The following is a 14,563-nucleotide window of genomic DNA, read 5'->3' on the forward strand; positions in this document are numbered from 1 at the left end:
GGGCTCCCGACGGAGCCCCCTCGCCCCATGTGTCGCGTTTCAGTCGATATTGGAAGGGGGTTGACCTCAACCTTGGTCGAGGTCGGAGGGTGGTGCCTGCACCCGACGAGCACCGATCACTGGAGGCCGGCATGACCCGCCGCACCGACGCCCACCCCGACCTCACCCGCCCCGACGTCCTGGCGCCCTTCTTCAGCACCTGGCGGGTCGACACCCCCGAGCGGCAGCGGCAGACCGTCGACGCCATCGCCCGCACCTGGGAGAGCCGGCCCTGGCCCGCCGAGGACCTGCGCGGCTACCACGTCTACACCGGGCACGACGGCAGCACGCTGCTGCACCACTCCCAGTGGGCGAGCGAGCAGGCCTACGAGGCCTTCGTGCGCACCCACCGCCAGGAGCGCGTCGACGAGATCGACACCGCCGTGCCGGGCATCGAGCGGCTGGGGCTCGGCCGGTACCGGCACTACCGCAGCGCGACCCGCCAGGACCGGGCACCCCTCGCCCCCGGCTGCATCGTGATCGTCGACGTCGAGTTCGAGGGGCCCGACCCCGACCGGCAGCGCGCCTGGGTCGACGCCGTCTTCGAGGCCCTGGAGAGCGAGCCGAACCCGCACCCCGGCGGCATCTCCGCCCACTTCCACCTCAGCACCGACGGCACCCGCGTGCTCAACTACGCCGAGTGGGAGAGCGCCGAGGCGCATCTCGACGCCCTCGCCGCACCCGGCGACGGAGTCGGCTCGGCGACGCCCCAGTGGAAGCGGGTGCAGAACTGGCCGGGCCTGACCGGTGGCGGCGGGGTCAGCCGGTACGACCACGCCCTCGGCCTCGTGCCCCGCTGACCCCCCGCACCCGCCCCCACCGGGAACCCGTCACGGACGGAACCGCAGCACCTGCGGGTCGTGGTCGCTGATCTGGTCGTGGAACTCGGCGTTGACGTGCACGCTGTCGTAGGACAGGTGCCCGCCGCGCCGGACCGACGGGCTGACCAGGATCTGGTCCAGGACCTGGCTGTTGCCCTGGTAGACGTACGAGTAGCGCTCGCTCCTCGGCAGCGACTTCACCGCCGACCACAGGGCGCCGCCGTCCTCCAGGATGCGGGCGGTCCCGGAGAACTCGAAGTCGTTGATGTCGCCGAGGGTGACGACGTCCGCGTTCTTCTGGGCGGCCAGGATCTCCTTGACGAAGGTGTTCACCACCTTCGCCTGGGCGTGGCGCTGGGTCTCCGAGCTGCGCGACGGCGGCTGGTACTGCGCCGTCAGACCCTGGTCGCCGCCCTTGGAGTTGAAGTGGTTGGCGATGACGAAGACCGTCCGGCCGCGGAAGACGAACTCGCCGGCCAGCGGCTTGCGGCTGTCCTCCCAGGCCGGGTCCGCCGGGTCGACCCGGCCGGGGGAGAGGGTCAGCGCCGCCTTGCCGCGCACCTTGCGCACCCCGGTCGCGGTGGTGGCGTCGCCGCCCGCGCGGTCGGTGAAGGAGACCCGCTCCGGGTTGAACAGGAACGCCTGGCGGATGTTGCCGCCGGGCTCGCCGCCGTCCGCCTTGTCCACCGGGTCGATGCCCCGCCACTCGTAGCGCGGGCCGCCGGCCGCGACGATCGCGTCGATCAGCCGGCCGACCGTCTCGTCGGCCGACACCGTGCCGTCGTCCGTGGCACCGTTGTTGTCCTGGATCTCCTCCAGCGACACGATGTCGGGCGACTTCAAATTGTGCACGATCGTTTCCGCATGTGCGGCGAAGGTGTCGTCCGACGGGTCGAGGTTCTCCACGTTGTACGTCGCCACCGCCAGCTCGCGCGCGCTCTGCCGGCGCGTCGACTCGCGCTCCGTGCCGCCGCGCTCCAGGGCGCCGATCTCGCTCGCGACCAGGGTGTAGCCGCCGTACTGGTTGTAGTCCAGCGGACCGGCGGTGGGGCCGGCGAGCGTGTCGCCCACGTCGGCGGCGGGGAAGTCGGCCGGTTTGCCCAGCGACTGGATCTGCAGCCGGCCGGTGTTCCGGTCGTCGTAGGAGCCGTAGACCGTGCCGCCGCGGCGGTTCGGGTGCTCCCAGGGCTTCACCGTGACCCACAGCTCGGTGTACGGGTCCGAGGCGCCGACCACCCGGGCGTCCAGGACGCGGACGTTCATGCCCTCCAGGGACTCGTAGTAGTCCAGGGCGTACGTCCCCGGCCTCAGGGTGAGGCCGTTGACCGAGCCGTTCGCCGCCGCGTCGCCGTCCGGGGCGTAGGCGCGGGGCACGGAGCGGGCGGAGACGGTCGTCGCGGCCGGGAGGGCGTTGCCGCTGGAGACGACGGCGACCGTCGGGCGGGTGATCTCGGTCAGCGACTGGTTCCCCGAGGAGGTACCGCCCGGGACGTACTCCGAGACCGTGCCGGAGACGGTGACCGCGTCACCGACGGCGACCTCGGGGGCCTTGCTCGTGAAGACGAAGACGCCCTCACTGGTGGCCGGGTCGGCGTCCGGTCGCGGGTCCTGGATCCAGAAGCCCTTGGACGAGCCGTAGCCGCGGACGCCGGTGACGATTCCGGCCACGTCCGTGACCTGCTTTCCGGCGTACGGGGACAGCCGGGTGGTGCCCTGGATGTCGTGGATGCGCACGGGATCGGCCGCCGCCGAACCGGCGTGTGCGGGCACGGTGAGGACGACGGTGGACGCCGCCGAGCAGACGGCGGCGACGGTGAGCGCGGCGAGGCGCGCGGAGGACTTGCTGGCCAACGGATCCCTCCGGGGATGTGACGTGGCGCGGGACTCTACGCGCGTCAATCTCCTGTCTGGCCACGCCGGTTGTCAAGGTTTCGGCCATGTACACCACCCGACGGGGAGATGAACCGGGCGGCATGGGGCGAAACCCGTCTAGGCTGAGCCGTTGAGCCGTACGCGGCCCGTACCCGGCCCGGACACGCGGTCCGGCGGGTCCGGACGCGGCCGTACGGCGGTCAAGAGGCGCGCGAGGAGAAACTTCCGATGTCAGACAGCTCCACCCTGCCGCCCGCACGGCTGCGCCCCGAAGCGGAGCTGGCCCGCGACGCGCTGTCCGCGCCGGTGCTCGCCCGGGCCGCGCGACTGGCCCGCTGGGCCGGTCCCGACACCCGCGTCGACGCCGGCGGCGGACTCGTCGAGGAGCAGCTGCCCGCGGCGGCCGAGCAGCTCGGGCTGAGCGGGGACGACGCCGCCGCACACGCGAGCGAGGCCTGGCGGATCGCCGTGGACACCGGGCTCGTCGAGATCACCGACGAGGAGGCGGGCACCGTGGCCGCCGGCGACGACCTCGCCCTGCTCACCGGCTCCCCGCAGGACGTGCTCGGCGTCTGGCTCACCGCGCTGGAGGCGGTACTCGCCGACGCGAGCGTGCCCGACCTGGACGACCTGGTCGACGCGATGGCCGAGGGCGGCGAGGTCGACCTCTCCACCCTCGACTGGGACCCCGACGCCGAGTCCGAGTTCCTCGACGGCGTGCTCGGCAACCTCTACCTGCTCACCGTCGGCGAGGACGGCCCCGGCGACGCCCCGGTGCCGCTGCCCGCGCTGGCCGCCTCGGTGATCGTGCCCAGCGACATGAGCGAGCCCAGCAACGAGGTCCTGGAGCAGGTGTCGGACGCGATGATGCGCCTGGACGACCAGTTCCGGCTCCTCGAACCGGTCGGCCTCGTCGCGTACCAGCCGGTCGACGAGGCGCTCATGGCCGACGCCGACGAGGAGCCCGCCGCCCCCGTCGACGAGGCCGACGTCACCCGCTACGGCATGGTGCGGCTCACCCCGCTCGGGCTGTACGGCCTGCGCGCCCGGCTCCTGGACGCCGGCTTCGAGGCCCCCGCCGTCGGCGACCTCGCCGACAAGGGCGCCGACGCGCTGCTCGACGGCACCGCCCCCTACCCGCCGGCCGCGGCCCACGCCGAGACCGAGCTGTGGCTGGCCGGACGCGGCCCCCTCGACGCCGCCCGCGAACTGCTCGCCGCGGCCCGCGGCTTGGACGCCGGTGCGCCGCTGCGCCGACTCCGCTGCCAGCAGGCGCTCTCGCTCGTCGGCGCGGAGGCCGAGCCCGCGCTGCGGGAGGTGCTCGACGACGCCGAACTGGGCGGCCTCGCCCGGGTGTGGCTCACCGAGCACGGGGCCCGGGACGTGCCCGCGCCGAGCCAGGAGATGGTCTTCTGGCTGACCATCGACACCCTGGCCGCACAGCTCGCCGCCGAGGGCAACTCCGAGGAGCTGCGCGCCCTGGTGGAGGGACTGGCCCGCCAGCACAGCGGGTTCTTCGACACGGTCTGGCGGGTCGAGCACCCGGCCACGCCGGACGTCCTGGAGGCGATGGGGCGGCTGCACCCCGACAAGAAGGTCGCCAAGGAGGCCCGCAAGGCGGCGTTCAAGGCACGCTCCCAACAGGGCGGCTGAGCGGCGCACGGGGCGCGGCCGCGAGCGACGCATGGGGCGGGGCGTGGCCGAGCGGCGTACGGGGGCGGCCGCGAGCGGCGTACCGGGCAGGGCGGTGGCTGAGCGGTGTACGGGGCGGGCGGTGGCTGAGTGGGGTTCGGGGCGGGGTGGCGGACGGGGCGCGGCAGGGGATCCGCGGGCGGGGAGAGGTCTTCGCCAGTTCAACTCCCGTTCAGGCACCGGCGGCATCCCCGTTCAGGCGCGGGCGCAACCGTGACGCCGGATCGAGGACCGCCACCCTCCACGGCTCGCCCACCGTCACAGGAGACACCATGTCGCTCACCCGCAGGGACTTCGCCAGCCGATCCGCGCTCACCGGCGCCGGGGTCGTACTGGCGGGCAGCGTCGGCGCCCTCGCCACCGCCCCGAACGCCCTCGCGTCCACGGACACCGACAGCGTGGGGGAGGAGCACGGCCACGGGCAGGACGGTCACCACGGCGACGGTCACGGCGGGGTCGGCTACGGGCCGCTGCTCCCCGACCCGGACGGCATCCTCGCCCTGCCCGCCGGATTCCGGTACGAGATCATCACCTACTCCGGCCGGACCAAGCTGGAGTCCGGCGAGTACACCCCGTCCAACCACGACGGCACCGCCACCTTCGACGGCCCGCGCGGCACCACCCTCCTCGTCAACAACCACGAACTCGGCGGCCACCGCGACGACTGGCCGCACCCCGTCCCGCTCACCGAGGGCCTCGTCTACGACCCCGCAGCCGCCGGTGGCTGCACCGTCGTCGAGGTCCGCCGTGGCGGCCACGTCGCCGAATGGGTCGGCATCGCCGGCACCGCCACCAACTGCGCGGGCGGCAGCACCCCGTGGGGCACCTGGCTGACCTGCGAGGAGACCGAGGACCGGGCCGGCGAGGAGGGGATGACCAAGGACCACGGCTACGTCTTCGAGGTCGATCCCGAGGACCGCCGCGCCAACCGCGACCCCAAGCCGATCAAGGCGCTCGGCCGCTACGCCCACGAGGCCGTCGTCATCGACCCCAAGCGCGGCCACGCCTACCTGACCGAGGACGCCTCGGGACCCAACGGCCTGCTGTACCGCTGGACCCCGCCGGAGCACTTCCGGCACGGCCGCGGCCGGCTGCGCACCCTCGCCGACGACGCCGGGGTCCTCCAGGCCTTCAAGTGCTTCGACTCCGGCGGCAAGTTCGTCGACGACCTGTCCCGCGCCACCAGGACCGGCGTCGTCTACGGCGTCGACTGGATCGACGTCCCCGACCGCGACGCGCGGACCACCTCCGTGCGCAAGCAGTTCGCCGCCGGTGAGGTCACCCGCGCGCGCAAGCTGGAGGGGATGTGGTGGGCCGACGGCGGCGCCTACATCGTCTCCTCCTTCGCCCGTGACGAGAGCCCCGGCCGCCCGCACGACGGCCAGGTCTGGTTCTACGACCCCAAGCGCCGCACCCTGACGCTCAAGGTCCTGCTCGGCGTCAACGCCGACCCGTCCGCCGACGGCGCCTTCGACGGCCCCGACAACATCACCGTCTCCCCGTACGGCGGCCTGGTCATCGCCGAGGACGGCGACGGCGTCCAGCACCTGTTCGGCGCCACCGACAGTGGCCGCACCTACCCCATCGCCCGCAACGAACTGAACCTGGGCACCGAGGACGACCCCGAATACAGCGAGTTCACCGGCGTCACCTTCTCGCCCGACGGCCGGACCCTCTACGCCAACATCCAGACGCCGGGCATCATGCTGGCCATCACGGGGCCGTGGAAGCGGCAGAAGCGCCGGTAATTAATTCGATCGCCCGAGCGACGGCCGCCCTTTTAGAGTGATGAACGTCCAGGTGCGAAGGCAGGACCTACTTCCACTCATAATGGGGCGGCCACGGGTTCGAGTCCCGTCACCGGCACAACGCGCCGGTGTAGCTCAGGGGTTAGAGCGCCTTGTCGGTTCCGCCGACCTGAACTCTGGACACCTGGAACTTCATGCACCTCCCGGTGCGCAGGCTGCGGCTACTTCTTCTGCAAAAAGAATCCGCTGCCGCCGCCGACTTGATCTCGGGAGGCGCAGCAGAGGGTGGGGTGCCCGGTGCGCAGGCAGCGGATACTTCCTTTGATCGGACGGTTGCGGGTTCGAATCCCGTCATCGACTTCGGGTCGGTGTAGCTCAATCAGGCAGAGCATCCGCATAGTCCCGTCGCCGATTCCGACCTCGGGCACCCTCCTTCTGCCGCGCCTTCCACCGAACGGAATTCGGGGGAATTCACCATGGCGCGATTCAACACCAAGACCGCGAAGGCGCAGCCCACCTCGCGCGTGACCTCCACGGGCCGCGTGCTGCGCACCTACGAGGGCGGCCGGGGCACCGAGCGCGACGCGCGCTCCGAACTGTTCTTGCTCGCGGTGGCCAACTTCGTGTCCCAGCAGACCTTTTACGAGTCCGGCGCCGCCCGTGACGACCGCTTCACCACGCTGGTGCGCGAACTCGCCCTCAGCGACCCGTCCTGGACGGCCGGCCTGCTCGGCTGGCTGCGCGGCGAGGGCAACCTGCGCACCGCCTCGATCGTCGGCGCCGCCGAGTACGTCAAGGCCCGCCTCGACTCCGGCGTCACCGAGGGACCGTCCAACCGGCAGGTGATCGCCTCCGTTCTGCGGCGGCCCGACGAGCCCGGTGAACTGCTCGCCTACTGGACCGCGACGTACGGCCGCGCCGTGCCGAAGCCGGTCAAGCGGGGGATCGCCGACGCCGTACGGCGGCTCTACCACGGCAAGTCGCTGCTGAAGTACGACACCGCGTCCAAGGGGTACCGCTTCGGCGACATCCTCAACCTGGTGCACGCGGCGCCGGACCCGGACAAGCCGTGGCAGGGCGAGCTGTTCCAGTACGCCCTCGACCGCCGGCACAACCCGGACACCGCGGTGCCGCCCCCCTCGAACCACGTCTTGACCGCGCACCGCGAGCTGATGGCGCTGCCCGTCCCCGATCGGCGAGCGGTGGTCACGGCGCCCGACGGTGCCGAGCGGCTCGCGGCGGCGGGCATCACGTGGGAGATGCTGGCCGGCTGGCTCCAGGGGCCGATGGACAAGGCCGCCTGGGAAGCGGTGATCCCGTCCATGGGAACGATGGCATTGCTCCGCAACCTGAGGAACTTCGACGAGGCCGGTGTCTCGGACGAGGTCGCGGCCCGGGTCGCGGCGCGGATCAGCGACCCGGCCGAGGTGGCGCGCTCGCGGCAGTTCCCGTTCCGCTACCTCGCCGCGTACCGGCACGCGCCGTCGCTGCGCTGGTCGTACCCGCTGGAGCAGGCGCTCGGTGAGTCGCTGGCCAACGTGCCCGCGCTGGGCGGCCGCACGCTGGTCCTCGTGGACCGGTCGGGTTCGATGTTCTACTCCCGGATGTCGGACCGCTCCGAGCTGACCCGGGCCGACGCGGCGGCGGTCTTCGGCACGGCGCTGGCGCTGCGGGCGGCCGACGCGGACCTGGTGGAGTTCGGTTCGTCCAGCAACCGGGTGACGTACCGCAGGGGCGAGTCGGTGCTGAAGATCCTGGACCGCTTCGGCGACCTCGGCGGCACCGACACCACCGAGGCGGTGCGGCGCCACTACCAGGACCACGACCGGGTGCTGATCGTCACCGACGAGCAGTACGCGTACAGCGGGCACGGCGACCCGACCGAGCAGGTCCCGGCGCACGTGCCCGTGTACACCTGGAACCTCGCCGGGTACCGGGCGGGTCACGGTCCGTCGGGCCGGGCGAACCGGCACACCTTCGGCGGGCTCTCCGACGCGGCGTTCCGGATGGTTCCGCTGCTGGAGGCGGGCCGGGACGCCGAGTGGCCCTGGGACGCCCGGGACGAGCACGCGCGGTAGGGTGCCCGGAAGGTTGCCCGCTGTGCAGGGAGGGGCTGTGGCGCAGGTCAGGCCCATGCGGGCGGATGCCCGGCGGAACCGTGAGCGGTTGCTGGCGGTGGCGGCGGATGCGTTCGCCGAGCACGGTGAGGGCGCCTCGCTGGACGACATCGCCCGGCGGGCCGGCGTCGGCGTCGGCACCCTCTACCGGCACTTCCCGACGCGGCAGGCGCTGCTGGAGGCCGCCTACCTGGAGCGCCTGGAGGCGATCGCGGCCCGCGCCGACGTGATCGCCGCCGCGAAGCCGCCGGGCGCGGCGCTGCTGGCGTGGCTCGACGAGCTGGCCGTCGGGATGCTCCGGGTGCGCGGGCTCAAGGCGCTGCTCGGGACGGCCGTCACCGGCGGCGGACCCGCGTGCGGCGACTGTGTGCGCGGGGCGGCCACCCGGCTGGTGCGGGCCGCGCAGGAGGCCGGTGCGCTGCGGCGGGACGTCGAGCCGGTCGAGGTGCTGCGGCTGGTGCACGGGATGGTGACGGCGGCCGAGGCGGCCGGCGAGGTGGACGGGGCGGCCGTGCGGCGGTATCTGGCGCTGCTCATGGAGGGACTTGGACGGGGACAGGGCTGAGGGGCGCCCCGGGTGCCCCTCAGCCCTGTCCCCGGTCGCTTACAGCGCCTGCGCGGCCGGCTTCACCATGCCGCGGACCGTGCGGGACTTGACGAAGTCGCCCATGGCGGTCATCTCCCACTCGCCGGAGTACTGGCGGATCAGCTTCGCCATCATCACGCCGGTCTGCGGCTCGGCGCTGGTGAGGTCGAAGCGGACCAGCTCCTCGCCGGTGGCGGCGTCCAGGAGGCGGCAGTAGGCCTTGGCGACCTCGGTGAACTTCTGGCCCGAGAACGAGTTCACCGTGAAGACCAGGCCGGTGACCTCCTGGGGCAGCCGGCCGAGGTCGACGACGATCACCTCGTCGTCGCCGCCGCCCTCACCGGTCAGGTTGTCGCCGGAGTGCTTGATCGCGCCGTTGACGATCGAGAGCTTGCCGAAGTAGCAGCTGTCGATGTGGTTGCGCTGCGGGCCGTAGGCGATGACGGACGCGTCCAGGTCGATGTCCTTGCCGCGGTACGCGGGCTCCCAGCCGAGGCCCATCTTGACCTGGGAGAGCACCGGCCGGCCGCCCTTGACGAGGGACACCGTCTGGTTCTTCTGGAGGCTGACCCGGCCCTTGTCGAGGTTGATCTTGCCGGTGCCCGGGGCGGGGGCCGGCGGCGCGGCGGGCGGTGCGGCCGGCATCGTGGGCGCGGCGGCGGGCGGGGGCGGGGGCGTGGCCGCGTGGGACCGCTGCGGGGCCGCCGGCTGGGCCGGGGGAGCGGCCGGCGCGGGCTCCTCCACCGTGACGCCGAAGTCCGTCGCGATGCCGGCCAGGCCGTTGGCGTAGCCCTGGCCGACCGCGCGGGCCTTCCAGGCGCCGTTGCGCAGGTAGACCTCGACGATCACCAGGGCGGTCTCGGTGCCGAGCTGCGGAGGCGTGAAGCTGGCGAGGACGGAGTTGTCGTCCGCGTTGCGGATGGTGGCGGTCGGCTCGATGCCCTGGAAGGTCTGTCCGGCGGCGTCCGGGCTGGCGGTGACGACGATCTTCTCGATGCCCGGCGGGACGGCGGCGGTGTCCACCACGATCGCGTCCGGGGCGGTGCCGCCGCCGGAGCGGTAGGTCACGCCCTGGCCGGTGGGCTGGTTGTAGAAGATGAAGTCGTCGTCGGAGCGCACCTTGCCGTCGGCGGTGAGCAGCAGGCCCGATACGTCGAGCCGCACGGGCGCGGCGACGTCCACCGTCACGCGGGCGGCGGAGAGGGGGATGTTCGAGCCGGGGGTCATAGCTGTCATGCCGGGTGAACGAGCGGGGGCGTTTTACCGTTCCCTTACCCGCGGGCCAATCGGGGGGTGGGGTGGTGGGGGCGGCGGTCTCATGGTTTTTCGCCCCCGCCGCCCCTTCCCTTCCCGTCCCCTGGGGGCTGCCGCCCCCAGACCCCCGCCCTTCGGCCTGGACGGCCTCGTCCTCAAGCGCCGGACGGGCTGGGGGTGCCGGGCGTTGGCTGGGCAGTGCTACGGCACGACCACGATCTTCCTTCCCACGCCCGCCGCGAACTGCTCCAGCGCCTGCGGGTAGCGGGCCAGTTCGATGCGGTCGCTGATGAACACGTCCGGGTCCAGGACGCCGTTCGCGAACAGTTCCGCCGCGCGTTCGTAGCTGTGCAGGACGGCCATCGAGCCCGTGATGGTGATCTCCTGGTTGTAGATGCGGTACGGGTCGATCTGGACGCGGGTCGCGTAGTCGGCGACGCCGAACTGGAGGAAGGTGCCGGCCTTGGCGACCCGGTCCAGGCCGTCCTGGATCGCCGCCGCGTTGCCGGTGGCGTCGATGACCAGGTCCCAGCCCTGGGGGCGGTCCAGTTCGTCGGGGGTGGCGGCCGAGGCCGAGACGCCGAGGGAGCGGGCCGTCTCCAGGCGGGCCGGGTTGAGGTCGACCATGTCGACGCTGGCCGCGCCGGTGCGCTTGGCCAGCTCCAGCATCATCAGACCCATCGTGCCGGAGCCGTAGATCAGCACGTGGGCGCCGAGGCGGGACTGGAGGACGTCGTAGCCGCGGACGGCGCAGGAGAGCGGTTCGATCAGGGCCGCGTCCTGGGTGCGGACGTGCTCGGGGAGCTTCACGCAGTTCGCGACCGGTGCCACCGCGTACTGGGCCGCGCCGCCCGCCGTCGTCACGCCGATGGCCGCCCAGCGCTCGCAGAGGTTGTTGTGGCCGGTGCGGCAGTAGCGGCACTCGTAGCAGTAGAGGGAGGGGTCGACTGCGACCTGGTCGCCGACCGCCACCTCCGTCACCTGGGCGCCGACGCCGACCACCGCGCCCGCGAACTCGTGGCCCGGCACGATCGGGAGCTTGGGCGCGAACTCGCCCTGCAGGATGTGCAGGTCGGTGCCGCACAGGCCGCAGGCGGCGACCTCGACGACGACCTCGCGCGGCCCTGGCGTCGGGTCGGGGACCTCGGTGACGACGGCGCGGCCCACGGACTCGATGACGGCGGCCTTCATTTCACGGCTCCCAACGACAGGCCCTGGACCAGTTTGTCCTGGGCGGCGAACCCCGCGGCGAGCACCGGCAGGGAGATGACGAGCGACGCGGCGCACACCTTGGCCAGGAAGAGGCCCTGGCTGGTGATGAAGCCGGTCAGGAAGACGGGGGCGGTCTCGGCGACCACGCCCGTCAGGACCCGGGCGAAGAGCAGTTCGTTCCAGCTGAAGATGAAGCAGATCAGGGACGTCGCGGCGATGCCCGGGAGGGCGATGGGGGCCACGACCCGGACCAGGATCGTGGGCAGTTTCGCGCCGTCCACCCGGGCCGCCTCGATGATCGCGACCGGGACCTCGGCCAGGAAGGACTGCATCATCCAGACCGCGATCGGCAGGTTCATGGAGGTGTAGAGGATGACCAGCAGCCAGATGTTGTCCAGCATGTCGGTGTTCTTGGCGAACAGGTAGATCGGCAGCAGGCCCGCCACCACCGGCAGCATCTTGGTGGACAGGAAGAAGAACAGGACGTCGGTCCACTTCTTCACCGGGCGGATGGACAGGGCGTAGGCGGCGGGCAGGGCCAGGACCAGGACGAAGAGGGTCGAGGCGATCGACGCCACCGCCGAGTTGATCAGTGCGGGCCAGGGGCTGGCGCCGCCGCCCGCGCCGAAGAACTCGCGGTAGCCGTCCAGGGTGAGGGACGCCGCGAAGGAGGGCGGGTTGGTGGCCGCGTCCGCCTCCGAGTGGAAGGAGGTCAGCGCCATCCAGGCGATGGGCAGGAAGAAGACGATGCCGACCAGCCAGGCCACCAGGCCGAGGCCGGCGCCGGCCCTGCGGCGGGTGCGTGCGGGCGGCTCGGTGTCGGTGACGACGGGTCGTACGGCGGTGGCGGTCATGCGCGGCCGACCTCCTCGCGGAACAGGGACGACACCACGCGCAGCGCGAAGGTCGCGATGATGATCGAGCCGATGACGACCAGGACGCCCGCGGCCGAGGCGAGGCCGTTCTCGTGAGCCTGGTAGAAGCTCTGGTAGACGGTGTAGGGCAGGTTGGCGGTGCCCAGGCCGCCGGAGGTGATGGTGAAGACGGCGTCGAAGTTCTGGACGATGTAGATCGAGCCGAGCAGGGCGCCCAGTTCCAGGTAGCGGCGCAGGTGGGGGAGAGTGAGGTGGACGAAGATCTGCCAGTCGCCCGCGCCGTCCACCCGGGCGGCCTCGATCTGCTGCTGGTCCCGGCTCTGCAGTCCGGCCAGCAGGATGAGCATCATGAACGGCGTCCACTGCCACACCAGTGAGGCCTCGACCGCGAGCAGCGGGGTGTTGGAGATCCAGTCCGGCTGCGGTCCGCCGACGTAGTGCAGCAGGCCGTTGAGCAGGCCGTACTCGGGGTTGTAGAGGACGTGCTTCCACAGCAGGGCGGCCGCCACGGGGACCACGAGGAACGGGGCGATCAGGAGGGTGCGGACCACGCCGCGGCCCTTGAACCTCCGGTCGAGGAGCAGCGCGAGGGCCAGGCCGAGGACCAGGCTGACCAGGACGACCGCCACGGTGAGCAGAATCGTCGTCCACACCGACTTGCGCAGGGCCGGGTCGCTGAGGACGTCGCCGTAGTTGGCGAAGCCGGTGAAGTGGCGGGCGTCCGGGTAGAGGGCGTTCCAGTCGAAGAAGGAGATCACCAGGGTCGCCACGAAGGGCAGCTGGGTGACCACGATCATGAAGACCAGGGCGGGCAGGAGCGGGGCGCGGGTGGCCCAGGCGCGCAGCCGGCCGGACGGCGGGCGGACGGTGGGACGGGTGTTCTCTGGTGCGGCCGAGGGGGCCGTTGTGGTGGCGGTCATCGTCCCTCGTACTCCTCGGAGATCTTCTCGGCGAGTTGCTGGGACTTCTTCAGGGCCTGTTCGACGGACTGGCGTCCGGCGATGGCCGCGCTGATCTCCTGGGAGACCTTGGTACCGAGGTCGGTGAACTCGGGGATGCCGACGAACTGGATGCCGGGCGCGGGCCGCGGCTGCACGCCGGGGTCCTTGGGCTTGGCGCCCTCGATGGCCTTCCTGGTCATCTCCTGGAAGGCGGCGGCCTCCTTGACGTAGGCCGGGTTCTCGTACGTCGAGGCGCGCTTGCCGGCCGGGACGTTGGACCAGCCGATCTCGTCGCCGACCAGCTGCTCGTACTCCTTGCTGGAGGCCCAGGAGACGAACTTCCAGGCCTTGTCGGCGTTGCGCGAGGCCTTCTGGATGCCCCAGGCCCAGGTGTAGAGCCAGCCGGAGGAGTCCGTCTTCTCCACCGGGGCGGGCGCGTAGCCGACCTTGCCCTTGACGGGGGACTTGGCGGCGTCCAGGGAGCCGGCCGCGGAGGTGGCGTCGTACCACATGGCGACCTTGCCCTGCGTCATGTTGTTCAGGCACTCGGCGAAGCCGGACTGGGCGGCGCCGGACTCGCCGTGCTCGCGGACCAGGTCGACATAGAACTTCGTCGCCTTCTGCCACTCGGGGGAGTCGAGCCGGGCCTGCCAGTCCTGGTCGAACCAGGTGCCGCCGAAGGTGTTCACGACCGTCGTCAGCGGTGCCATCAGCTCGCCCCAGCCGGGCAGTCCGCGCAGGCAGATGCCCTTCATGCCGGGCTCGGACCCGTCGAGTTTCTCGGCGAACTCGGCGACCTGGGTCCAGGTGGGGTGCTCGGGCATGGTCAGACCGGCCTTGGCGAACAGGTCCTTGCGGTACATCAGGAAGGAGGACTCGCCGTAGAAGGGCTGGCCGTAGAGCTTGCCGTCGTCGCCGGTGAGGGACTCGCGCATCGGGCCGAGGATGTCCTGCTCGTCGTAGGCCGGGTCCTTTGCGACGTAGGAGTCCATCTCGTGCAGCCAGTCGTTGCGGGCGTAGATGGGTATCTCGTAGTTGGAGAGGGTGGCGGCGTCGTACTGGCCGGCCTGGTTGGCGAAGTCCTGGCTGATCTTGTCGCGGACGTCGTTCTCCGGCAGGACGGTGAAGTTCACCTTGATGCCGGTGTCCTTGGTGAAGTGGTCGGCGGTGAGCTTCTGCAGCTCGACCATCTGCGGGTTGTTGACCATCAGGACGTTGATGGCGTTGCCGCCGGATCCGGCGCCGCCCGCCCCGACCCAGCAGCCGGTGAGCAGCGGGGCGAGCAGCGTCCCTGCGGCGGCCATGGCGAGCGTGGCTCGCGGCCTCCGTCGGCTCTGGGTTCGCATGGATCGCTCCTGAACGTATGGGGAGGTATGGGGAGGTAAGGGGCAGTGCAGGGTGTGGGT

At 71.8% G+C, this 14,563-nt stretch carries 11 protein-coding genes and 1 tRNA gene; 6 read left to right on the forward strand and 6 right to left on the reverse strand.

What is annotated here, in order from left to right:
- The first annotated feature begins 131 nt into the window (after window positions 1-131).
- Window positions 132-839 (forward strand): antibiotic biosynthesis monooxygenase family protein, encoded by a 708-nt coding sequence (locus K7854_RS27375; RefSeq protein ID WP_226029219.1) that lies wholly within the window; start codon window positions 132-134, stop codon window positions 837-839.
- Window positions 840-869: 30 nt separating this feature from the next.
- Here the strand turns inward: K7854_RS27375 and K7854_RS27380 are convergent, their stop codons facing one another.
- Window positions 870-2,711 (reverse strand): DUF8508 domain-containing protein, encoded by a 1,842-nt coding sequence (locus K7854_RS27380; protein WP_226029220.1) that lies wholly within the window; start codon window positions 2,709-2,711, stop codon window positions 870-872.
- Between the two features lie 249 nt (window positions 2,712-2,960).
- Here K7854_RS27380 and K7854_RS27385 point away from each other — a divergent pair, with 249 nt between their 5' ends.
- The 5 genes from K7854_RS27385 (at window position 2,961) to K7854_RS27405 (ending at window position 8,854) form a co-directional block, all read left to right on the forward strand.
- A complete protein-coding gene (locus K7854_RS27385; RefSeq protein WP_226029221.1) occupies window positions 2,961-4,385 on the forward strand; it encodes a hypothetical protein in 1,425 nt (474 codons plus the stop codon).
- A 311-nt stretch (window positions 4,386-4,696) separates the two neighbouring features.
- Window positions 4,697-6,172 (forward strand): PhoX family protein, encoded by a 1,476-nt coding sequence (locus K7854_RS27390; RefSeq protein ID WP_226029222.1) that lies wholly within the window; start codon window positions 4,697-4,699, stop codon window positions 6,170-6,172.
- Window positions 6,173-6,217: 45 nt separating this feature from the next.
- Window positions 6,218-6,287, forward strand: a tRNA-Met gene (locus K7854_RS27395).
- A gap of 361 nt (window positions 6,288-6,648) precedes the next feature.
- On the forward strand, window positions 6,649-8,250 hold the full coding sequence (locus tag K7854_RS27400; protein ID WP_226029223.1) for a TROVE domain-containing protein: 1,602 nt from the start codon (window positions 6,649-6,651) through the stop codon (window positions 8,248-8,250).
- Window positions 8,251-8,287: 37 nt separating this feature from the next.
- Window positions 8,288-8,854 (forward strand): TetR/AcrR family transcriptional regulator, encoded by a 567-nt coding sequence (locus K7854_RS27405; RefSeq protein ID WP_226029224.1) that lies wholly within the window; start codon window positions 8,288-8,290, stop codon window positions 8,852-8,854.
- Between the two features lie 39 nt (window positions 8,855-8,893).
- Here K7854_RS27405 and K7854_RS27410 read toward each other — a convergent pair whose 3' ends face one another.
- The 5 genes from K7854_RS27410 to K7854_RS27430 form a co-directional block, all read right to left on the reverse strand.
- A complete protein-coding gene (locus K7854_RS27410; protein WP_226029273.1) occupies window positions 8,894-10,102 on the reverse strand; it encodes a TerD family protein in 1,209 nt (402 codons plus the stop codon).
- A 228-nt stretch (window positions 10,103-10,330) separates the two neighbouring features.
- On the reverse strand, window positions 10,331-11,320 hold the full coding sequence (locus K7854_RS27415; protein WP_226029225.1) for a zinc-dependent alcohol dehydrogenase family protein: 990 nt from the start codon (window positions 11,318-11,320) through the stop codon (window positions 10,331-10,333).
- Complete coding sequence (locus tag K7854_RS27420; protein ID WP_226029226.1) at window positions 11,317-12,195, reverse strand: carbohydrate ABC transporter permease; 879 nt, start codon at window positions 12,193-12,195, stop codon at window positions 11,317-11,319. The genes K7854_RS27415 and K7854_RS27420 overlap by 4 nt, the downstream gene beginning before the upstream one ends.
- Window positions 12,192-13,136 carry a carbohydrate ABC transporter permease gene (locus K7854_RS27425; RefSeq protein WP_226029227.1) on the reverse strand — a complete coding sequence of 315 codons (945 nt, stop codon included), beginning with the start codon at window positions 13,134-13,136 and terminating at the stop codon, window positions 12,192-12,194. Before K7854_RS27425 ends, K7854_RS27420 begins: the two co-directional genes overlap by 4 nt.
- Window positions 13,133-14,503 (reverse strand): ABC transporter substrate-binding protein, encoded by a 1,371-nt coding sequence (locus tag K7854_RS27430; RefSeq protein WP_226029228.1) that lies wholly within the window; start codon window positions 14,501-14,503, stop codon window positions 13,133-13,135. Before K7854_RS27430 ends, K7854_RS27425 begins: the two co-directional genes overlap by 4 nt.
- Between the last annotated feature and the right edge of the window lie 60 nt (window positions 14,504-14,563).

The organism is Streptomyces hyderabadensis (assembly GCF_020404845.1).
Classification (GTDB): domain Bacteria; phylum Actinomycetota; class Actinomycetes; order Streptomycetales; family Streptomycetaceae; genus Streptomyces; species Streptomyces hyderabadensis.